The following is a 21,071-nucleotide window of genomic DNA, read 5'->3' as shown; positions in this document are numbered from 1 at the left end:
ATAGCGCCGGATCAGCCGACATCAATATTGGCAGATACACCGCCATCGCGAGCGGGCTCGCTCCCACAATGAGTCGTGTGTGATGGTTGGGTTTCTTTTTCGGAGTCTGGCAATGCCGTTACGCGAAGAATGTCTGTGGGAAAAGCTGACGCCGCAAAGGCCTGAAAACACCGCGCTGACGGGCGAAATCACCGTTGATGTGTGTGTGATCGGTGCCGGTTTCACCGGGCTGTCGGCGGCGGTTCACTTGTTGGAGCAGGGCAAGCGTGTTGCCGTGCTGGAAGCCCACCGCGCCGGGCATGGCGGATCGGGGCGTAACGTCGGCCTGGTGAACGCCGGCCTGTGGATCCCGCCGGACGACATCGAGGCCGGGTTCGGCGAGGCGGTGGGCAGCCAGCTCAACCGCATGCTGGGGGCCGCGCCGGCCCTGGTGTTCAGCCTCATCGATAAATACAACATTGATTGCCAGTTGCGCCGCGAAGGCACTTTGCACATGGCCCATAACGCCCGGGGTGAGGCAGACCTGCGCAGTCGCGAAGAACAATGGAAACGCCGTGGTGCCCCGGTGGAGTTACTCACCGGCCAGGCGTGTGCCGAGGCGACCGGTACGTCGAAAATCGCCGCGGCATTGCTCGACCGCCGCGCCGGCACCCTCAATCCGATGGCCTACACCAGCGGGTTGGCCAAGGCGGCCACGGACCTTGGCGGCCAGTTGTTCGACCATTCCCCGGTGACGCGCCTGGAACGCCAAGACCAGCGCTGGTCGGTGCAGACCGCCCAGGGTTCGGTATTGGCCGAGCAGGTAGTGATCGCCTCCAACGCCTATACCGAAGGCGACTGGACCGAGCTGCGGCGAAATTTCTTCCCCGGTTATTACTATCAGGTCGCCTCCACCCCACTGACCGACGAGGCCGCCCGACGCATTCTGCCGGGTGGGCAGGGTTCGTGGGATACCCGCCAGGTGTTAAGCAGCATCCGTCGGGACAAGGACGGCCGTTTGCTGCTGGGCAGCCTGGGCAATGGCAACCGCAAGCCGACCTGGTTCCTCAAGGCTTGGGCCGACCGGGTGCAGCAGCACTATTTCCCTTACCTCAAGTCGGTTGAGTGGGAATGTACCTGGACCGGTTGCATTGCCTTCACCCCTGATCACCTGATGCGTCTGTTCGAACCGGCCCCGGGGCTGGTGGCCGTGACCGGCTACAACGGTCGGGGCGTGACCACCGGTACAGTGGTGGGCAAGGCTTTCGCCGACTACCTGTGCCACGGCAATGCCCAGGCGCTGCCGATTCCGTTCGCACCCATGCAGCCGTTGGCCGGGGTGGGCCTGCGCAGTTGCTTGTATGAGGCGGGCTTTTCGCTGTATCACGCGGGCCAGTGCCTGCGGATCGTCATTTGAGTGTTGAAAAATGTTGCCGGAAGCCACGTTTTTCCGGCATAGCGTCTAGCCTGTTATGGTGCGGGTTGTAGCAGTCGCGCACCGACAGTGTGCAGTTCGGTGACGTGGGTTGTTACACAGTGGTTGCACGCCGTTTCGTGTGATGGTTGCAATGATGGCTCAAGGAGGGTTTCACCCATTTAAGTAAAAGGTTGCACCTCGTGCGGTTTAGACGGTTGCACGCCCTATGAAAAAGGGCCCGAAACAGTCGAAATAACAATAAAGCAGCGACTTTTTTCAGAATAAAAAACCGATGGCACGGCCCTTGCTCTGAGCTTTTCAGTGAAATGAAGTCGCAGTGCCAACTAAAAAAAACCTTGGAGCACCACCTCATGTCCCAGACGTTTTACAAGAAAGGTTTCCTGGCCCTCGCAGTGGCAGCTGCGCTGGGTGTTTCTGCGTTTGCTCAAGCTGATGTGAAAATTGGTGTGGCGGGGCCGATGACCGGCGCCAACGCTGCATTTGGCGAGCAGTACATGAAGGGGGCCCAGGCGGCAGCCGATGTCATCAACAAAGCGGGTGGCGTCAACGGCGAGAAAATCGTACTGGTTGCGGGCGACGACGCCTGCGAACCCAAGCAGGCCGTTGCCGTGGCCAACCGCCTGGTCGAACAGGACAAGGTAATCGGCGTGGTCGGGCACTTCTGCTCGTCCAATACCATCCCGGCCTCCGAGGTCTATGACGAAGCCGGCATCATCGCGATCACCCCGGGCTCGACCAACCCGAAGGTTACCGAGCGTGGCCTGAGCGCGATGTTCCGCATGTGCGGTCGTGACGACCAGCAAGGCATCGTGGCGGGTGACTACATTGTCGACGTGCTCAAGGGCAAGAAAGTCGTCGTGCTGCACGACAAGGACACCTACGGCCAGGGCCTGGCGGATGCAACCATGGCCCGGCTCACGGAGCGTGGCGTGAAGCCAGTGCTGTACGAAGGCCTGACCCGTGGCGAAAAAGACTTCAGCGCCGTAGTCACCAAGATCCGTTCGACGGGTGCCGATGTGGTCTATTTCGGCGGCCTGCACCCGGAAGCCGGCCCGCTGGTTCGCCAATTGCGTGAACAAGGCCTCAAGGACGTGAAATTCATGTCCGACGATGGCATCGTGACCGACGAACTGGTCACCACCGCCGGCGGCGCGCAATACGTCGATGGCGTGTACATGACCTTTGGCGCCGACCCGCGCCTGCTGCCAGACAGCAAGGCCGTGGTTGACGAATTCCGCAAGAATGGCACCGAGCCTGAAGGCTACACCCTGTACGCCTACGCTTCGGTCCAGGCCCTGGCCGCCGGCTTCAATGGCGCCAAGTCCAATAAAGGCGAAGACGCGGCCAAGTGGCTCAAGGCCAACCCTGTCCAGACCGTGATGGGCAAGAAGGAATGGGACGCCAAGGGCGACTTGAAAGTCTCCGACTACGTGGTTTACCAGTGGGACAAGGACGGCAAATACCACCAGCTGGAAAAACAGAAGTAAGGCCTGACGCGACCGTCCAGGCCTCCTTTGGGAGCCGGGCAAGCCCCGGTTGCCAAGGGATGCGCAGCGGTCGTGCCTGACATTGCTCCGACGTACATCTGTATTTTCCTTAGAAGAACCGCACACCCCAGGGTGTGCAGGTTCTCACTGCGTGAGATTGCGTTATGGATGGTATTTTCCTGCAGCAACTGATCAATGGCCTGACCCTCGGGTCGGTCTATGGTCTGATCGCCATCGGCTACACAATGGTCTACGGCATCATCGGCATGATCAACTTCGCCCATGGCGAGGTTTACATGATTTCCGCTTACCTCGCGGCAATCAGTCTGGCTCTGCTGGCTTACTTCGGTATCGAATCCTTTCCGCTTATGATCCTCGGCACTCTCGTGTTCACGGTCGTGGTCACCGGGGTTTATGGCTGGGTCATCGAACGCGTCGCCTATAAACCCCTGCGCAACTCGACCCGGCTGGCACCGCTGATCAGTGCCATCGGCATTTCGCTGATCCTGCAGAACTACGCGCAGATCAGCCAGGGCGCCCGCCAACAGGGCGTGCCGACACTGCTCGAAGGCGCCATGCGCGTCGACATCGGCAGCGGCTTCGTCCAGCTCACCTACACCAAGATTTTCATCCTGGTCGCCGCATTCGCCGGGATGGCCTTGCTGACCTACATCATCAAGTACACCAAGCTCGGGCGCATGTGCCGCGCCACCCAGCAAGACCGCAAGATGGCGTCGATCCTGGGGATCAACACCGACCGGGTGATTTCCTACGTGTTCATCATCGGTGCAGCCATGGCGGCCCTGGCCGGTGTGCTGATCACCATGAACTACGGCACGTTCGACTTCTATGCCGGCTTCATCATCGGCATCAAGGCGTTCACCGCGGCGGTACTCGGCGGTATCGGCTCCCTGCCTGGGGCGATGCTTGGCGGGATCATCCTCGGGATCTCCGAGTCGCTGTTCTCCGGTCTGATCAACTCTGACTACAAAGACGTGTTCAGTTTCTCGCTGCTGGTGCTGATTCTGATTTTCCGTCCCCAAGGCCTGTTGGGTCGCCCACTCGTGGCGAAGGTATAAGTATGTCTGCTGCCAATAAACCGATTGATATCAAAAAGAGCGTCATCGACGCGATCCTGGCCGGCCTGATCTCGCTGATCGTGTTCGGGCCGATTGTCGGCGTGGTGCTCGACGGCTACAGCTTCAACCTGCAACCGGCCCGCGTCGGCTGGCTGGTGGCGATCGTGATGGTCGGGCGCTTTGCCTTGAGCCTGTTCCTGCAAACACCCAAGGGCCTGAAGGTGCTCCAGGGGTTCGAAAGCACCGGTTCCGGCGTTCATGTACTGCCACCGGACTACAAGTCGAACCTGCGCTGGATTATCCCGGCGCTGATCGTGATTGCCATCGTGTTTCCGTTCTTTGCCAACAAATATGTGCTCACGGTGGTCATCCTCGGGCTGATCTATGTGCTGTTGGGCCTGGGCCTGAACATCGTGGTTGGCCTGGCGGGGCTGCTCGACCTGGGTTACGTGGCGTTCTACGCCATCGGCGCCTATGGCCTGGCGCTGGGCTATCAATACCTGGGGCTGGGTTTCTGGACGGTGCTGCCGCTGGCGGCCATTACGGCGGCGATGGCCGGGTGCATACTGGGTTTTCCTGTGTTGCGAATGCACGGTGACTACCTGGCCATCGTGACCTTGGGCTTCGGGGAAATCATTCGCCTGGTGCTCAACAACTGGCTGTCGTTCACCGGCGGACCGAACGGCATGCCTGTGCCTTCGCCGACCTTTTTCGGCCTGGAGTTCGGTCGAAGGGCGAAAGATGGCGGGGTGCCGTTCCATGAGTTCTTCGGCATCGATTACAACCCGAACCTGAAATTCCTGTTCATCTACATCGTGCTGTTCATCGTTGTGCTGCTGGTGCTCTACATCAAGCATCGCCTGACCCGTATGCCAGTCGGGCGTGCCTGGGAGGCCCTGCGCGAGGATGAAATCGCTTGCCGCTCCATGGGCCTGAATCATGTGCTGGTCAAGCTCTCGGCCTTCACTATTGGCGCGTCCACGGCGGGCCTGGCCGGGGTGTTCTTCGCCAGTTACCAGGGCTTCGTCAACCCGGCGTCGTTCACCTTCTTCGAGTCGGCGCTGATCCTGGCAATCGTGGTGCTGGGGGGCATGGGCTCGACGGTCGGCGTGGTGATTGCCGCGTTCGTGCTCACCGTGGCCCCGGAGCTGCTGCGCAGTTTCTCTGAATACCGGGTGCTGCTGTTCGGCGTACTGATGGTGTTGATGATGATCTGGCGCCCGCGCGGCCTGATCCGTATCAGCCGTACCGGTGTGACGCCGCGCAAGGGGGTAGCGCCATGAGCGAAGTCGTACTCAAAGTTGAAAACCTGATGATGCAGTTCGGCGGCATCAAGGCCCTCAGCGATGTCAGCCTGCAAGTCAAACGCAACTCGATCTTCGCCCTGATCGGCCCCAACGGCGCGGGCAAGACCACGGTGTTCAACTGCCTGACCGGTTTCTACAAGGCCTCGGGCGGCAAGATCGAACTCAACGTGCGTGGCGAGCGAACCAACGTCATCAAGCTGTTGGGCGAAGCGTTTCGCCCAACCGACTTCGTGTCGCCGAAATCCTTCGCCAGCCGGCTGTACTACAAGATGTTCGGCGGCACCCACCTGGTGAACCGCGCCGGCCTGGCGCGCACTTTCCAGAACATTCGCCTGTTCAAGGAAATGTCGGTGCTGGAAAACCTCCTGGTCGCCCAGCACATGTGGGTCAACCGCAGCCTGGTGGCGGGCATCCTCAACACCAAGGGCTACCGCAAGGCTGAAAGCGACGCCCTGGACCATGCGTTCTACTGGCTGGAAGTGGTGGACCTGGTGGATTGTGCCAACCGCCTCGCCGGGGAGCTTTCCTATGGCCAGCAGCGGCGCCTGGAAATCGCCCGGGCCATGTGCACCCGCCCGCAGATCATCTGCCTCGATGAACCGGCCGCCGGCCTCAACCCTCAGGAAACCGAAGCGCTGAGCGCGATGATCCGGCTGCTGCGTGACGAGCATGATCTGACCGTGGTGCTGATCGAACACGACATGGGCATGGTAATGAGCATTTCCGACCACATCGTGGTGCTGGACCACGGCAACGTGATCGCCGAGGGCGGTCCCGAGGCGATCCGCAACGATCCGAAGGTGATCGCGGCCTACCTGGGTGCCGATGAAGAGGAACTGGTATGAGTGGACCTATCCTCGAACTCAAGGAACTGGATGTGTTCTACGGGCCGATCCAGGCCCTGAAAAAAGTCTCGATGCACATTGGCGAAGGCGAGACCGTGAGCCTGATCGGCTCCAACGGGGCCGGCAAGTCCACGCTGCTGATGTCGATCTTCGGCCAGCCACGTGCGGCAGGCGGGCAGATCATCTACCAAGGCGTGGACATCACCCAGAAGTCGTCGCACTACATTGCCTCCAACGGCATTGCGCAGTCGCCGGAAGGGCGGCGGGTCTTCCCCGACATGACCGTCGAGGAAAACCTGCTGATGGGCACCATCCCCATTGGTGACAAATACGCCAGCGAAGACATGCAGCGCATGTTCGAGCTGTTTCCACGGCTCAAGGAGCGGCGCAACCAGCGGGCCATGACCATGTCCGGTGGCGAGCAGCAAATGCTCGCCATCGCTCGGGCATTGATGAGCCGGCCAAAGTTGTTGCTGCTCGATGAGCCGAGCCTGGGGCTGGCACCGATCGTGGTGAAACAGATCTTCGCCACCCTGCGTGAGCTGGCCTCCACCGGGATGACCATCTTCCTGGTGGAGCAGAACGCCAACCACGCCCTCAGGCTGTCGGACCGGGCCTATGTGATGGTCAACGGCGAAATCCGCCTGACCGGCACGGGCAAGGAACTGCTGGCCAACGAGGAAGTGCGCAACGCGTATCTGGGCGGGCACTGAGGCGGGTACAGCAATAACAAAACCCGGCGAGTGATCGCCGGGTTTTTTTTATTCTTCAACCCACCGAAAACCCCTGTGGGAGCGGGCTTGCTCGCGAAAGCGGAGTGCCGGGGACGTCAATGTTGACTGACCCGCCACCTTCGCGAGCAAGCCCGCTCCCACAATGGGATTTTGGCTGTGCCGAAGAATTGTGGACAACAATCCTGAGCCCCTGCGAAACCGCGACATAAAGTCGCCGCAAACAGTTGTTTTGTCACGGTTTTGACTTGTCCCCGTTTGCTGTGGAACTGGCTGTGGGTAACGTGGGAGTAGCTGGCTGCAAGCCTTTGAATACGTGGCTTGCAGGGCTGTGGTTATTTTTTTGATCAGGTGTTTTTGGTCAAGCTCAAGGAGCTGTTGTCAACACTTTTATGGGCGCTGCAATGGGCTCGAAATTCTGTGGGCAAGCCTGTGGATAAGTCTGTGATTAAACTCTGGAAAGACCGCGCTGAGGGCCGTCGTTACTGGCTTGGAGCCATCGCCCACCCAGTGTCGGCTTATAGCAGATAAATTGCGCTGCACAACGTCACTTGCAGGGTCAAGCGAAAAAAATTTCCAAATACCTCGCAAAGCCTTATGCACAGCGGCTTGCGGGATTTGCACTTGCCCCCGATTACTGTGGACGTGCCTGTGGATAAGATGCGGGCAACCGGCTGCGGGCCTTGTTGGACAAGGCCTGGCCTGGATTGGATGTTTTATGAGCAGTTGTGGGGCAACGCGCGTGTGCAAGCCTTGCTCCCAGCGTGCCAGGCCGGGCATGCTGTGTGCCGATTTCCATTCAACGGCTTTTGAAGTTCAAACAAGGAGAACACGATGTCTGACACCCTGTTTATCACCGGCGCGACGTCCGGTTTTGGTGAAGCCTGTGCCCGTCGTTTTGCCGAGGCCGGTTGGAAACTGGTGCTGACCGGTCGTCGTGAAGAACGCCTCAATGCTCTCTGTGCAGAGCTGTCGAAGCAGACCGAAGTCCATGGCCTGGTCCTGGACGTGCGTGATCGCAAGGCCATGGAAGAGGCAATCGCCAACCTGCCGCCGTCCTTCGCCAAATTGCGCGGGCTGATCAACAACGCCGGCCTGGCCCTGGGCGTCGACCCGGCGCCCAAGTGTGATCTCGATGACTGGGACACCATGGTCGACACCAATGTGAAAGGGCTGATCTATAGCACTCGCCTGCTGCTGCCGCGCCTGATCGCCCACGGCCGAGGGGCCGGGATCGTCAACCTGGGTTCCATCGCCGGCAACTACCCGTATCCGGGTAGCCACGTGTATGGCGCGAGCAAGGCGTTCGTCAAACAGTTTTCCCTGAACCTGCGTTGCGACTTGCAAGGCACGGGCGTGCGGGTGAGCAATATTGAGCCAGGCCTGTGCGAAAGCGAGTTTTCCCTGGTGCGCTTCGGTGGCGACCAGGAGCGCTACAACGCCACCTACGCCGGTGCCGAGCCGATCCAGCCACAGGACATCGCCGATACGATTTTCTGGGTGCTCAACACTCCCGCGCACATCAACATCAACAGCCTGGAGCTGATGCCGGTGAGCCAGACCTGGGCTGGTTTCGCCATTGAGCGCAACAAAACATAAGACCGCGTTATCGTTCATCGCGGGCAAGCCTTGCTCCCACAGGTTTTGATTCATTTCTGGGAAATAGGGCTGTTCCCACAGGCTTGATCTATCCCTGGGGGAGCAGGGCTGCTCAAATCCCTGTGGGAGCAAGGCTTGCCCGCGATAGCGGTTTGCCAATCAGCCTAGATAATCGGCCAGCCCGCGATAGCAGGTCAGCAGGTGATACGGCGTGGTGGACGGCATGTCCCGACGGCTGACCATGCCATCGGCGTCCAGGCATTCGTTCCAGCCCTTGGCATGCAGGAAATGCTGTTGCAACGCCCGTAGTTGAGACAACAAAGTCCCTTCGCTTCCCGAACGCAATGTCAGCGCCCGCAAGTATTCCGCCTGAGCCCAGATTCGTTGGGTGGCATCGCGTGGGCCTGCTTGTGGCTCCAGGTCCAGCATCGCGCACACCGCACCGGAGTCCGGCTCGACGCCGCGTTGTTCGGTATGGCCGAAGCTGTGTTCCAGGGCGTTGTGCAACTTGCCGTTGCGCAACAGGGGCGATGAGGCCAGCAAGTAATACCATTCGAACTGGTGACCCGGCTCGAACCAGTTATCCACAGCCTTGAGTGGTTTTTCCATCATGACCCGTTGCTGCGGTTCGATGAAATGCTTGGCCATCCCGTCGCACAGGCTCAGCAACGCTTGGCGGACGTTGGCGTCTTCGCGGACCGCGAGGGTGGCGAGGAACGCTTCGGCCAAGTGCATCAACGGGTTTTGCAACGGGCCGGATCCGCTCGTCGACCAGTCGCGCTTGAGGCTGGCTTCGTAGAGGCCGTCTGTACTGGCAAAGCGCTGGGCAATGACCTCCAGGCTGGCGTTGAGCACCGATTCCACCAGCGGTTCGCGAACCTTGCCCCAGTAATGGGCGCAGGCGAACAGGATAAAGGCGTGGGTGTAAAGGTCCTTGCTGGTGTCCAGCGGTGTGCCCTGCGGGTCGATGCTGTAGAACCAGCCGCCATGTTCGGCATCGTGGAAGTGCCGTTGCAACGAGCGGAACAATGCGCTGGCCCGCTCCTCGGCCTGGGGCACTTCGCCAATCAGGCTGGCGAACACATACAACTGCCGTGCACAGGCCATGGCGCGGTAGCGCTGGGGCGGCAGCGGCGCATGCCTGGCATCCAGGGATTCGTAGGGCAACGCCAGTTCGGCATTCCAGCCCGGGCCTTGCCACATTGGCACGATCACCTCGTGAAAATGCTCACGCACCGTGGCGAACAGGGCGGTCAATTCAGGCTGGGGGGCGGGGCGGGAAGCATCAGGCATTGGCGGACGTCGTCACGGCTGGGGGCGATTGCGCGACATGGTAGCAGAGTGGCAGGCCCGAGAGATGAGGGGCCTGCGAGTCCGCCATCGCGAGCAGGCTCGCTCCCACAGGGTATGGTGTACACCGATTAATGTGGGAGCGAGCCTGCTCGCGATGAGGCCTTAACGGGCGCTTGAAATCAACCGGCCAACAACCAAACCCCGGTCGCCGCAGAAGCCGCCCCAGCCAACCGAACCAATGGCGCCGCCGCTCGTGGCATCACCCGCACCAGGGCAAAACCTGCGCCGTGCAGCGCCGCCGTGGCCGCGACGAACCCTGCCGCATAGGCCCAGGGGCTCGACATGTCTGGCAGTTCCAGGCCATGGGCCACGCCATGGAACAGCGCAAACAGTGCCGTCGCGCCGATTGCCAGGCTCAACGGCGGACGCACGGCCAGTGCCACCGCCAGGCCCAGGGCGAGCACCGAGGCGGCGATCCCGCCTTCCAGCGCCGGCAGCGCCAGGCCTTCAAAGCCCAGCAGGCCGCCGAGCAGCATCGTGCCGACGAAGGTGCACGGCAGCGCCCAGCGTGCGGCACCCTGTTGTTGTGCGGCCCATAAGCCGACCGCGAGCATCGCCAGCAAATGGTCGAGCCCGCCGATGGGGTGGCCGAGGCCGGCGATCAGACCGTTGTCGCCGTGGCCGGGATGGGCGAAGGCCAGGGCTGGGGTCAGTAGCAGGGCGAGGGCGCCGAGGATACGTTTGAAGGTCATGGATAGGCTTCCTTGTGGTCAGTCGGAAAGATCAGGCGGCGGTCAGCAGGCCCTGGCGTTCGATGAAGGCGATGATGTCGTCCAGGCCCTGGCCGGTCTTCTGGTTGCTGAACACGAAGGGCTTGCCGTTGCGCATCCGCCGGGTGTCGCTGTCCATCATTTCCAGGGACGCGCCCACCAGCGGTGCCAGGTCGATTTTGTTGATCACCAGCAGGTCTGATTTGCAGATGCCCGGTCCGCCCTTGCGCGGCAGCTTGTCGCCGGCCGAGACGTCGATCACATAGATCGTCAGGTCCGACAGCTCGGGGCTGAAGGTCGCTGATAGGTTGTCACCGCCCGATTCCACCAGGATCAGGTCCAGGCCCGGGAAGCGTCGATTCAACTGATCCACCGCCTCAAGGTTGATCGACGCATCTTCGCGAATCGCCGTGTGCGGGCAGCCGCCGGTTTCCACGCCGATGATCCGCTCCGGCGCCAGGGCCTCGTTGCGTACCAGGAAATCGGCGTCTTCGCGGGTGTAGATGTCGTTGGTGACCACCGCCAGGTTGTAGCGTTCACGCAGGGCCAGGCACAGGGCCAAGGTCAGGGCGGTCTTGCCGGAACCCACCGGGCCGCCGATACCGACGCGCAGAGGTTGTGTATTCATGGGTGTCTCCTAGGAACGGAACAGACGGCTGTACTGGCGCTCATGGGCCATGCACGCCAGGGACAGGCCAAACGCGGCGCTGCCGTAATGATCGGGATCGAGGTTCGAGGTGTTGTGCTGGGCCTGTTGCAACAGCGGCAGCAGTTCGCTGGTCAGGCGCTGGGCGGCTTGCTGGCCCAGGGGCAGGGTTTTCATCAGCACTGCCAGTTGGTTTTCCAGCCAACTCCACAGCCAGGCGGCGAGGGCGTCCTGGGGGGTGATATGCCAGGCGCGGGCGGCCAAGGCCCAGCACAATGCCAGGTGCGGCTCGCTGCGTTGTTCCAGAAAGCCCCGTGCGGTGGCGTCGAGCTCCGGCAGGCCGGCGAGCAGTTGCTGCAACGAGTAGCCCATTTGCCGGCTTTCCTGATACAGCTCACGGGTTTCCCGGCTGGCGCGGTGCGCTTCACAATGTTGCAGCAGCGCGTCCCAATCGTCAGCGGCTGCTGCGGTGCAGTGAGCCAGCAACAAGGGCGCTTCGAAGCGGGCCAGGTTCAGCAGCAATTGATCGCTGATCCAGCGACGTGCGTCGTCGGGATTTTTTACCTGGCCGTTGTCCACCGCCATCTCCAGCCCTTGGGAATAGCTGTAGCCGCCAATTGGCAACTGTGGGCTGGCCAGACGCAGCAGCGCCCAGGCCGGGTTCATGTGCGCACGCCGAATTGATGCAGGCGTGGCGCGTAGTTGAAATCTTCGTCGCCGTGCCGGGAATGATGATGGCCGCCACCATAGGCGCCGTGTTCCGGTTGGAACGGCGCTTCGATGGATTCGGCGCGGGCCCCCAGTTGTTCGAGCATCGCCTTGAGTACGTAATCGTCCAACAGGCGCAACCAGCCGTCGCCCACTTGCAGGGCGACATGACGATTGCCCAGGTGATAGGCGGCGCGGGTCAGTTCGAACGCGTTGGCGCAGGTGACATGCAGCAATTGCTCGGCGCGGGCACAGACGCGCACGATGCGACCGTCTTCGGCTTGCAGGCATTCGCCGTCGTATAACGGCGGCTGGCCTCGCTCAAGGAACAACCCCACGTCTTCACCCTCGGCACTGAAACAGCGCAGGCGGCTTTTGCTGCGGGCGTCGAAGGTCAGGTGCAACTCGGCGTCCCAGCGCGGTTGAGTGTCGATTCTGCGGTGAATCACCAGCATCGGAGTGCTTCCAGCAATGAACAGTGCTGTGTTTAGAGCAAGGGGCTTGCCAATCGAAGGAGGTGTAGGAAATAGCTGGGATGGCGTTTCAGGATGGGGCGGATTGCGTGCCATATTGGTGCGCGCTGAAATATTTCGCACCATTTTGCGGCTTTGCAAAGAAAACAGTGGGTTATTCGGTACTGCCCAGCCCTTGCCAATGCTTGAGGCCGATAAAGATGAACCGCAGTTGCTGGGTAATCTTCGCCTGGGGCGTGAGGTGTTCGGGGAGCGCGTGGGCGGGTGGGTCGATGATGTCCGGCAGGGTGGCGAACACGCTCTTGACGATGAGGTCGGCCATCACCCCCAGGGCTGCGAGGTCCAGGTGCTGCAGCTTGGGCATCAAGGCCAGGTCGGCAGCCAGGTCCGAGCTGATGTCTTCGCGCAGTTGGGCGATGGCCTGGCGCACCGGCAGGGAGCCGCCGTATTGCTCGCGGGCCAGGAACAGGAACTGTGAGCGGTTGGCCTGCACCACATCGAGAAAGATCCGCACCGAGGCATCGATAATGCCGCCCATGACGAATTCGTTGTGGCGTACCAGGCGGATGGTTTCGCGAAAGGTCTGGCCGACTTCGCAGACCAGTGCCAGGCCCAGTTGGTCCATGTCGTCGAAGTGCCGGTAGAATCCGGTGGGCACGATGCCTGCCGTCCTGGCAACTTCCCGCAGGCTCAGGCTACCGAATCCCCGGCCACACTCCATCAAATGGCGGGCTGCATCCATCAGGGCAATTCGGGTCTGTTGTTTCTGTTCGGCGCGGGGCAGCATCGCAAGCTGACTTCTGATTCATGGGAGCGACGCACTCTAGCAAATCGGCTTTGCCAACGTCGAACGGTAGAGAGGGATCGATTGGGGAAAACGAAGGGCTTGAAAAGTCAAAAGCCCGATTGGAGGAATCGGGCTTTTTTCCGGGCCACCATGGGCTCAGCTCACTGCACTGTTGCGTTCGATCACGCGGTCACCACCGTCTGCTGCCAAGGCTTCGCCCAGTGGGGTGCGGTCAGAACCACCTTCGGCCAGGGTTTCGCCCAGTGGAGTGCGATCGGAACCGTCAGCTGCCAGGGTCTGGCCTTGTGGGGTGCGGTCGGAACCGTCGGCTGCGAGGGTCTGGCCCTGTGGGGTGCGATCGGAACCGTCGGCTGCGAGGGTCTGGCCTTGTGGGGTGCGATCGGAACCGTCGGCTGCGAGGGTCTGGCCTTGTGGGGTGCGGTCGGAACCGTCGGCTGCGAGGGTCTGGCCTTGTGGCGTACGGTCGGAACCATCTTGAACCAGGCCTTTTTCTTCCAGGCGATCACGACCACCTTCAGCAACCGTCTGGCTGTAGACAGAGTGGCTGTCCTTGACCTGTGGCGTGGCTTGTTCGGAAGCTGGCAGTGCGAAAGCAGTAGAGGCCAGCAGTGAAAGGGACAGGCTCATCAGTAATTGGCGTTTCATGATCGTTGCTCCTTGGGAGGGCGATAAAGTGGGTACGAGGGCAATGCTACTCTCGATAAGTCGATATAAAAGTTCATAAAGACAATGGTAATAATCAACGGAATTGATTGTTTGCGCGGAAGGCTCTAGAACGGGCTTTTCCGAGGTGCGGTTTTGCACTGTCGTGGGTATTTTGTACCCATCGACGCCTCGCAAATGTGCGGGTGCGGTAACAGTTTGTTGGCTGGTTGGTCAGGATCCTGGCTTTTTTTGCGCCGTTCATCGGCACCTGTGGGCCGTTCTACCAGTCCAACCCTTTATAACGAACCGACTGCAGGTTCGTGTTTCCAAGGCGTCGCGATTGCGAGACGCTGATTTGTTCATCAGGAGCCTTGTGCATGACGCGCACCTCGAAAATCCTCGCCTGGAGCTTTGCCAGCCTTGTTGTCCTGCTGGCGGTGCTGGTCCTGGTCATCGCTTTCTTCGACTGGAACCGCATAAAGCCCACGCTCAATGCCAAGGTTTCCGAGGAACTGCATCGCCCCTTCGCCATCAACGGCAACCTGGCGGTGGCTTGGCAGCGTGAGCCAGAGGAAGGGGGTTGGCGAGCCTGGTTGCCCTGGCCCCATGTGGTGGCCGAGGACTTGAGCCTGGGTAACCCGGACTGGTCGAAAACCCCGCAAATGGTCACGCTCAAGCGTGTTGAATTGCGTATCTCGCCCCTGGCGCTGCTGGCCCGACGGGTGGCGATCCCGCGCATTGACCTGACTGAACCCGACGCCAACCTGCAACGCCTGGCCGACGGGCGCGCCAACTGGATCTTCCAGTTCGATCCGAAAGACCCGGATGCCGAGCCATCCAGCTGGGTGGTGGACATCGGGGCCATCGGCTTCGACAAAGGCCACGTCATCCTTGATGACCAGAGGCTCAAGACCCGCCTCGACCTATTGATCGACCCGCTGGGCAAACCCATCCCGTTCAGCGATATCGTCGGTGACAAGGCCGCGAAAAAAGCCCAGGACCAAGGTGCGACACCGCAGGACTACGCGTTCGCCTTCAAGGTCACCGGGCAGTATCACGGGCAAAACCTGAGCGGCTCCGGCAAGGTCGGCGGCTTGCTGGCCTTGCAGGATGCATCACGACCCTTTCCAATCCAGGCCCAGGCGAAGATCGCCGATACCCGCGTCGAACTGGCTGGCACCCTGACCGACCCGATGAACCTCGGGGCCCTGGATTTGCGTCTGAAACTGGCCGGCAACAGCCTGGCTCATCTCTACCCGCTGACCGGCGTGACCCTGCCGGATTCGCCGCCTTATGCCACCGATGGCCGCTTGATTGCCAAGTTGCATGAGCCGGGTGGGGCGCTGTTTCGCTATGAGGCGTTCAACGGCAAGATCGGCGACAGCGATATCCACGGTGACTTGGCCTACGTCGCCAGCCAGCCCAGGCCGAAACTCAGTGGCGCACTGGTCTCCAATCAACTGCTGTTCAGCGACCTGGCGCCGCTGATCGGTGCTGACTCCAATACCGAGCAAAAGGCCCGGGGCGGCGCCAGCAAGCAGCCGGCCGACAAGGTCTTGCCCGTGGAAGAGTTTCGCACCGAGCGCTGGAGCGTGATGGACGCCGATGTGGAGTTCACCGGCAAGCGCATTGTCCATAGCGAACAGTTGCCGTTCACCGACCTTTACACCCATCTGGTGCTCAACGATGGGCAGTTGAGCCTTGAGCCCCTGCGCTTCGGCGTGGCTGGTGGCCGGCTCGATGCACAGATCCGCCTGAACGGGCACACCCAGCCCCTTGAAGGCCAGGCGAAGTTGACGGCGCGTGGGTTCAAGCTCAAGCAGCTGTTTCCGGGTTTTGAGCCGATGAAAACCAGCTTCGGTGAATTGAACGGCGATGCCGATATCTCCGGGCGCGGCAATTCGGTGGCGGCGTTGCTGGGCACTTCCAACGGCACACTGAAAATGCTCATCAACGATGGCGCCATCAGCCGGGAATTGATGGAGCTGGCGGGGCTGAACGTTGGCAACTACGTGGTGGGGAAGATCTTTGGCGACAAGGAAGTGAAGATCAATTGCGCGGCGGCGGACTTCGACATCAAAACCGGCCTGGCAACCACACGCCTGTTCGTGTTCGACACCGAGAACGCGATCATCTACATCGACGGCACGGCGAACATGGCGAGTGAACAGCTGGACCTGACCATCACCCCCGAGTCCAAGGGCTGGCGCCTGATTTCCCTGCGCTCGCCATTGTACGTACGAGGCACGTTCGCCAAGCCCGCCGCCGGGGTCAAGGCGGTACCGCTGATGCTGCGCGGTGCCGGGATGGTGGCATTGGGCGTGATCGCCGCACCGGCCGCCGGGTTGCTGGCACTGGTGGCGCCCAGCGGCGGTGAGCCGAACCAGTGCGCGCCGCTGCTGGAGCAGATGAAGGCGGGCAAGGCGCCGGTGACGGTCAAGCCCACTCGGTAGCCAAGTCTTGCAGTGAGGCTACTGGCCCTATCGCGAGCAGGCTCGCTCCCACACTGGATCGCATTCTTCCTGAAGAAACCCGATCAAATGTGGGAGCGAGCCTGCTCGCGATAGCGGTATCAGAGGTCGGCCAGAATGTCGGCCATATCATCGGCGTGCTCTTCTTCCTGGGCCAGGATGTCTTCGAAGATGCGCCGGGTGGTCGGGTCTTTTTCACCGATGTACTGGATGATTTCCCGGTAGCTGTCGATAGCGATCCGTTCGGCCACCAGGTCCTCGTACACCATTTCCTTGAGGGTGTTGCCCGCCACGTACTGGGCGTGGGAATTGCGGGTCAACAGGTCGGGGTTGAACTCCGGCTCGCCGCCCAGTTGCACGATGCGCTCGGCGAGTTTGTCGGCGTGCTCGGCTTCCTGGTTCGCGTGTTCGAGGAACTCGTTGGCCGCCACGCTGGCCTTGAGGCCGGCGGCCATGAAGTAGTGGCGCTTGTAACGCAGCACGCAGACCAGTTCGGTGGCCAGCGCTTCGTTGAGCAGGCGGATGACTTCCTGTCGATCGGCGCCGTAGCCTTCGGTCACTGCGCCATTCTGCACGTTCTGCCGTGCACGTTCGCGCAGGGTGGTTACATCGGATAAGTGCATGTCGCTCATCTCGTTCTCCTGGAGGCTGATCCGGTTTGGGCGTCACGCTCTGCTGGCGCGATCACTCTAAATGTGAGTGACGCGGTCCTGAAAAAGTTTTACCGAGTTTTTCAGCGCATGACCGGACAGCCGCGCTTCCTCTCCCAGCCACTGGAAGAATGCCCGCACCGGCGGATGGCGTTCGCGACCCGGGACGCACAGGGCACTGTAGCCGGCGCCATTGACCTGGACGTCCGGGCGATAGCCCACCAGCAAGCCGCTGGCGATGCTTTCGGACGCCAGGATATTGCTCGCCAGCACCAGGCCCTGCCCGGCAATCGCCGCTTGCAAGGCGTAATGCTCCTCGTCGTACTCGCGCATGCATGGCTGTCGGGTCAGCCAGGTTTCCCCGGCCTGGGCGCACCAGGCATCCCAACCGTGGGCGTACAGCTTGGAGTTGTGCCAGCGCACGCTGATCAGCGTCGGCGCCTGCCGGGTCGCCAGGGCTACCTGCTCAGGCGAGCCATAGACCCCGAAGCTTTCATCGAACAGGCACATGCCGTACAGGTTCGGGTAGGCCTCCAGGCTGTAGCGCACCACCAGGTCGACGCTGGCGTCCTGATGCAGGTCGATCACCTCGCAATGGGTGTCCAGGCGCACGTTGATGTTCGGGTGCCGCGCATAAAACCGGCCCAGGCGAGGCACCAGCCACAGGGCGGCAAACGCGGCGGTGGTGGACAGGGTCAGGTGGCTGGTGCTGCGTTGCGGGCGCAGGGTGTCGACACTTTGCGCCACCTCCAGCAAGGCCCCGTGCAGGCTGTGGAACAAGCGTTGCCCGCCTTCGGTGAGGCGTACCTGGCGTGGCAGGCGTTCGAACAGCATCAGCCCCAGCCAGCTCTCCAAGGCTCGAATCTGATGGGAGACCGCCGTCGGCGTCACCGACAACTCCGCCGCAGCCGCCTTGAAACTGAGCAGTCGCGCGGCTGATTCGAAGGCGCGCAAGGCATTGAGCGGCAGGCTGGCGAACATCTGAACTCTCCTGAAAATACAATGGATGAAATTAATTCATCCAGATGAACTAGCGCTCATTTGTCTGGAAGCAGCCCTGGATATCAAGCTGCAAGGCACGAACAGTGTTGATTGTAGCTGCATAAAAGGAGATTCAGATGAGCAAGATTCTTGTAGTGCACGGTAGTCCTCGTGGTGAACGCTCCCATTCCCGGCGCCTGGCCGAGGCGTTTGTCTCGGCGTGGCAGGCTGCCCATCCACAATCGCAATTGACCCGTCGCGAAGTCGGACGGACGGTGATCGCGCCGGTCAACGAAGCCTTCATCGCCGCGGCGTTCTACCCCGAGCCTCAGGAGCGACCATTGATCATGCAAGCGGACCTGGCCCTGAGCGATGCCTTGGTCGAGGAGTTGCAAGCCCATGATCGACTGGTGATCTCCGCGCCCATGCACAACTTCAGCGTGCCCAGTGGCGTGAAGGCCTGGATCGACCAGATCGTGCGCATCGGGCTGACGTTCAACCACCGCCTGGATAACGGCGTGTCGCACTACGAGCCGTTGGTGTTGGGCAAGAAGGCGCTGATCGTGACCAGTCGCGGCGATTTTGGTTTCGGGCCCGGCGGCCAATTGGAGAGCATGAACCACGCCGATACGTTGTTGCGTACCGTGCTGGGGTTTATCGGTATCACCGATGTGACGGTGGTGGCGGCCGAAGGCGAAGAATCGGCCGAGCGCAGTTTTGCCTTGTCCTGTGCCGAGGCCGAGGAGCGCTTGCTGGCGTTGGCACGGACCTTTTGAGAAAAGCCTGCTGCACAGCCTAACGGGAGCAAGCGCTCACAGTTTCATGGCTCGCAAGTAACACGGGTGTCATAGACTGGTCATCATCGGTACCGATGCTGGACCACCTCTTGATCACAAGGATGTCGCCATGTCGCAACGCTGCGCCACTCGCTACCCGCTGGTGCTGGTCCCGGGCATGCTCGGGTTCATACGCCTGGTGCTGTACCCGTACTGGTATGGGATCGTCTCGGCGTTGCGTCGCGGCGGGGCGGTGGTGGTGGCGGTGAAGGTTTCGCCGTTGCATTCGTCCGAGGTGCGCGGCGAGCAATTGCTGGCGCGGATCGAGGAGATCCTGCGGCAAACCGGTGCGCAGAAAGTCAATTTGATCGGCCACAGCCAGGGCAGCCTCACCGCCCGCTATGCAGCTGCCAAGCGCCCGGACCTGGTGGCGTCGGTCACTTCGGTGGCCGGCACCAACCACGGTTCCGAGCTGGCTGATTACCTGCAACTCCACTATCCGGCCGACAGTGCCGGGGGGCGCGTGCTCAGTGCCGTGCTGCGACTGATCAACGCCCTGATGAGCCTGCTGGATACTGGTTATCGGGGGCCGAAGCTACCGGTGGATATCCACGCTTCCCATGCCTCCCTGACCACCGCCGGGGTAACGCTGTTCAACCAGCGTTATCCACAGGGCCTGCCGGTGACCTGGGGCGGGCATGGCCCGGAAGAAGTCAACGGCGTGCGCTATTACTCCTGGTCCGGCACCTTGCAACCGGGCAAGACCGATAAGGGGCGCAACCTGTTCGACGGCACCAACCGCAGTTGCCGTTTATTCGCCCGCACCTTTGTAAGGGAGGTAGGGCAATGCGACGGCATGGTCGGACGCTACAGCTCGCACTTGGGCACGGTCATCCGCGATGACTATCCGTTGGACCACTTCGATATCGTCAACCAGTCGCTGGGGCTGGTGGGCAAGGGGGCCGAGCCGATCCGGTTGTTTGTCGAGCATGCCGAGCGGTTGAAGGCTGCCGGGGTGTAGCTGGTTGGACCGCGTTGTCGTTCTTCGCGAGCAGGCTCGCTCCCACAGTTGATCGCATTCTTCCTGAGAAACTCAGTCAACTAATGAAATGGCTACCCCCACCGCCCCCTGCGATCGCCCACTAAGCTTTCGCAGGGGGCTCATCGGAGACTGTTGCCATGAACAAAGTAGCTATTGCCGCCATCGATTTGGGAAAACACTCCTTTCACCTGCATGCTCAAGATGATCGTGGTCATGAGCTTTATCGCAAAAAATTTACTCGAGTGACGCTCGCTCAACACCTGGCGAATCTCGAACCTTGCACCGTCGTGATGGAAGCTTGTGGCGGAGCCCACTTCATGGCGCAGGAGGTCGCGAAGCTGGGACATACGCCCAAGCTCATTGCTCCTCATCTCGTGCGTCCTTACGTGAAGAGCAACAAGAACGACTTCGCTGATGCCGAGGCGATCTGCGAGGCAGCGACTCGCCCAACGATGCGCTTTGTGCCGCCAAAAAACCAAGCTCAGCAGGCGCTAGCCATGCTCAACTCGACCCGCGATTCGTTCATCAAAGACCGCACCGCGACCGCCAATCGGATTCATGCCGCCCTTCTAGAGGTGGGCATCAGCCTGGCCCCAGGCTTCAAATCCATCAAAGAGCTTCCGGCGTGGCTGGAGGCGAGTTCACTTTCTGAACGCTTCAAAATTCTGATGAAGCTGCATGAGCACTTCAACCACCTGGATGAGCAGGTCAAGACACTGGACAAGGACGTGGAGAGCCAGGCCGCTGAAGATGATCTGGCGGCTCGTTTGATGACTATGCCCTGTGTCGGGCCGATCACCTCCAGCGCCCTGGCTGCTGAGTTGGGCGATGGTAAACAGTTCAAGTGCGGGCGAAACTATGCGGCCTCAATCGGGCTGGTGCCCAAACAGCATTCCACGGGCGACAAGACGGTACTGCTGGGCATCAGCAAGCGCGGTGATCGGAATCAGAGGCGTCTGCTCATCCAGTGTGCCCGAGTCTACTTAATGCAGCTGGAGCGCCAAAGAGGCTGGCTGGCGGACTGGGTCCGGCAGCTGTTGGCCCACCATCACTCCAACCATGTGGTCTGCGCGCTGGCCAATAAGATGGCGAGGATCGCTTGGGCGATTGCGGCACACCACACTGAATTCGATGCAGGGCCAGCTGCGATGAACACCTGACCCTGCTGTCATCCGAGCACCACCCACCTGGTTTTGCGATGCTGGATAACTGATGACGTGAACGGCCAACCGGCCTGACGACAACCCTGAGCTCCCACACGGCTGAAAGGCCGTCCAATTAATTAGGATCGTCGGGCATCGATTCTCATCGAGGCGCGGGGCCACAACCCCACTCAGACGCCG

Annotated in this window: 20 protein-coding genes; 11 read left to right on the top strand and 9 right to left on the bottom strand. The window is 61.1% G+C overall.

Features of this window, described 5'->3' with window-relative positions:
- Window positions 1-112 precede the first annotated feature (112 nt).
- The 7 genes from amaA (at window position 113) to GN234_RS15215 (ending at window position 8,465) form a co-directional block, all read left to right on the top strand.
- A complete protein-coding gene (amaA, locus tag GN234_RS15245) occupies window positions 113-1,396 on the top strand; it encodes an L-pipecolate oxidase (RefSeq protein WP_163855535.1) in 1,284 nt (427 codons plus the stop codon).
- Window positions 1,397-1,767: 371 nt separating this feature from the next.
- Window positions 1,768-2,904 (top strand): branched-chain amino acid ABC transporter substrate-binding protein, encoded by a 1,137-nt coding sequence (locus tag GN234_RS15240; protein WP_109752186.1) that lies wholly within the window; start codon window positions 1,768-1,770, stop codon window positions 2,902-2,904.
- A gap of 164 nt (window positions 2,905-3,068) precedes the next feature.
- Window positions 3,069-3,983, top strand: a complete 915-nt coding sequence (locus tag GN234_RS15235) for an ABC transporter permease subunit (RefSeq protein ID WP_042732182.1) — start codon at window positions 3,069-3,071, stop codon at window positions 3,981-3,983.
- A 2-nt stretch (window positions 3,984-3,985) separates the two neighbouring features.
- Window positions 3,986-5,266 carry a high-affinity branched-chain amino acid ABC transporter permease LivM gene (livM, locus tag GN234_RS15230; RefSeq protein ID WP_116834052.1) on the top strand — a complete coding sequence of 427 codons (1,281 nt, stop codon included), beginning with the start codon at window positions 3,986-3,988 and terminating at the stop codon, window positions 5,264-5,266.
- Window positions 5,263-6,135, top strand: coding sequence for an ABC transporter ATP-binding protein (locus GN234_RS15225; RefSeq protein ID WP_109752188.1), 873 nt, complete (start codon window positions 5,263-5,265; stop codon window positions 6,133-6,135). The genes livM and GN234_RS15225 overlap by 4 nt, the downstream gene beginning before the upstream one ends.
- Window positions 6,132-6,848, top strand: coding sequence for an ABC transporter ATP-binding protein (locus GN234_RS15220; protein ID WP_176688722.1), 717 nt, complete (start codon window positions 6,132-6,134; stop codon window positions 6,846-6,848). The genes GN234_RS15225 and GN234_RS15220 overlap by 4 nt, the downstream gene beginning before the upstream one ends.
- A gap of 852 nt (window positions 6,849-7,700) precedes the next feature.
- A complete protein-coding gene (locus GN234_RS15215; RefSeq protein ID WP_103310938.1) occupies window positions 7,701-8,465 on the top strand; it encodes an SDR family oxidoreductase in 765 nt (254 codons plus the stop codon).
- Between the two features lie 159 nt (window positions 8,466-8,624).
- Here GN234_RS15215 and GN234_RS15210 read toward each other — a convergent pair whose 3' ends face one another.
- The 7 genes from GN234_RS15210 to GN234_RS15180 form a co-directional block, all read right to left on the bottom strand.
- On the bottom strand, window positions 8,625-9,758 hold the full coding sequence (locus GN234_RS15210) for an AGE family epimerase/isomerase (RefSeq protein WP_163855528.1): 1,134 nt from the start codon (window positions 9,756-9,758) through the stop codon (window positions 8,625-8,627).
- Between the two features lie 179 nt (window positions 9,759-9,937).
- The gene (locus GN234_RS15205; RefSeq protein WP_109752191.1) at window positions 9,938-10,510 is read right to left on the bottom strand and encodes a HupE/UreJ family protein; all 573 of its coding nucleotides are present in this window, start codon (window positions 10,508-10,510) and stop codon (window positions 9,938-9,940) included.
- A 31-nt stretch (window positions 10,511-10,541) separates the two neighbouring features.
- A complete protein-coding gene (gene ureG / locus GN234_RS15200; protein WP_003197309.1) occupies window positions 10,542-11,156 on the bottom strand; it encodes an urease accessory protein UreG in 615 nt (204 codons plus the stop codon).
- A 9-nt stretch (window positions 11,157-11,165) separates the two neighbouring features.
- Entirely contained in the window at window positions 11,166-11,840 is a 675-nt protein-coding gene (locus GN234_RS15195; protein WP_176688721.1) for an urease accessory protein UreF, read from the bottom strand.
- Window positions 11,837-12,337, bottom strand: a complete 501-nt coding sequence (ureE, locus tag GN234_RS15190) for an urease accessory protein UreE (protein WP_063323158.1) — start codon at window positions 12,335-12,337, stop codon at window positions 11,837-11,839. The genes GN234_RS15195 and ureE overlap by 4 nt, the downstream gene beginning before the upstream one ends.
- 172 nt (window positions 12,338-12,509) lie before the next feature.
- Window positions 12,510-13,142, bottom strand: a complete 633-nt coding sequence (locus GN234_RS15185) for a TetR family transcriptional regulator (protein ID WP_109752193.1) — start codon at window positions 13,140-13,142, stop codon at window positions 12,510-12,512.
- A gap of 156 nt (window positions 13,143-13,298) precedes the next feature.
- Window positions 13,299-13,808, bottom strand: coding sequence for a hypothetical protein (locus tag GN234_RS15180; RefSeq protein ID WP_109752194.1), 510 nt, complete (start codon window positions 13,806-13,808; stop codon window positions 13,299-13,301).
- Between the two features lie 377 nt (window positions 13,809-14,185).
- Between GN234_RS15180 and GN234_RS15175 the strand changes: the two genes are divergently transcribed.
- Complete coding sequence (locus GN234_RS15175) at window positions 14,186-16,261, top strand: AsmA family protein (RefSeq protein WP_176688720.1); 2,076 nt, start codon at window positions 14,186-14,188, stop codon at window positions 16,259-16,261.
- A 119-nt stretch (window positions 16,262-16,380) separates the two neighbouring features.
- Here GN234_RS15175 and GN234_RS15170 read toward each other — a convergent pair whose 3' ends face one another.
- Complete coding sequence (locus GN234_RS15170; protein ID WP_109752196.1) at window positions 16,381-16,911, bottom strand: ferritin-like domain-containing protein; 531 nt, start codon at window positions 16,909-16,911, stop codon at window positions 16,381-16,383.
- Between the two features lie 57 nt (window positions 16,912-16,968).
- A complete protein-coding gene (locus GN234_RS15165; RefSeq protein WP_176688719.1) occupies window positions 16,969-17,910 on the bottom strand; it encodes a LysR substrate-binding domain-containing protein in 942 nt (313 codons plus the stop codon).
- Window positions 17,911-18,047: 137 nt separating this feature from the next.
- Here GN234_RS15165 and GN234_RS15160 point away from each other — a divergent pair, with 137 nt between their 5' ends.
- The 3 genes from GN234_RS15160 to GN234_RS15150 all read left to right on the top strand — a co-directional run bounded on the left by GN234_RS15160 (window position 18,048) and on the right by GN234_RS15150 (window position 20,888).
- Window positions 18,048-18,686, top strand: a complete 639-nt coding sequence (locus GN234_RS15160; protein WP_116834058.1) for an FMN-dependent NADH-azoreductase — start codon at window positions 18,048-18,050, stop codon at window positions 18,684-18,686.
- Between the two features lie 130 nt (window positions 18,687-18,816).
- Window positions 18,817-19,707 (top strand): esterase/lipase family protein, encoded by an 891-nt coding sequence (locus GN234_RS15155; RefSeq protein WP_109752199.1) that lies wholly within the window; start codon window positions 18,817-18,819, stop codon window positions 19,705-19,707.
- 158 nt (window positions 19,708-19,865) lie between these two features.
- Complete coding sequence (locus GN234_RS15150) at window positions 19,866-20,888, top strand: IS110 family RNA-guided transposase (protein WP_176688516.1); 1,023 nt, start codon at window positions 19,866-19,868, stop codon at window positions 20,886-20,888.
- Window positions 20,889-21,071: the final 183 nt, after the last annotated feature.

It is taken from the genome of Pseudomonas bijieensis, from assembly GCF_013347965.1.
GTDB lineage: Bacteria > Pseudomonadota > Gammaproteobacteria > Pseudomonadales > Pseudomonadaceae > Aquipseudomonas > Aquipseudomonas bijieensis.
Note: the sequence above shows the minus strand (reverse complement) of the source record. Positions and strands in the feature narration are given on the sequence as shown.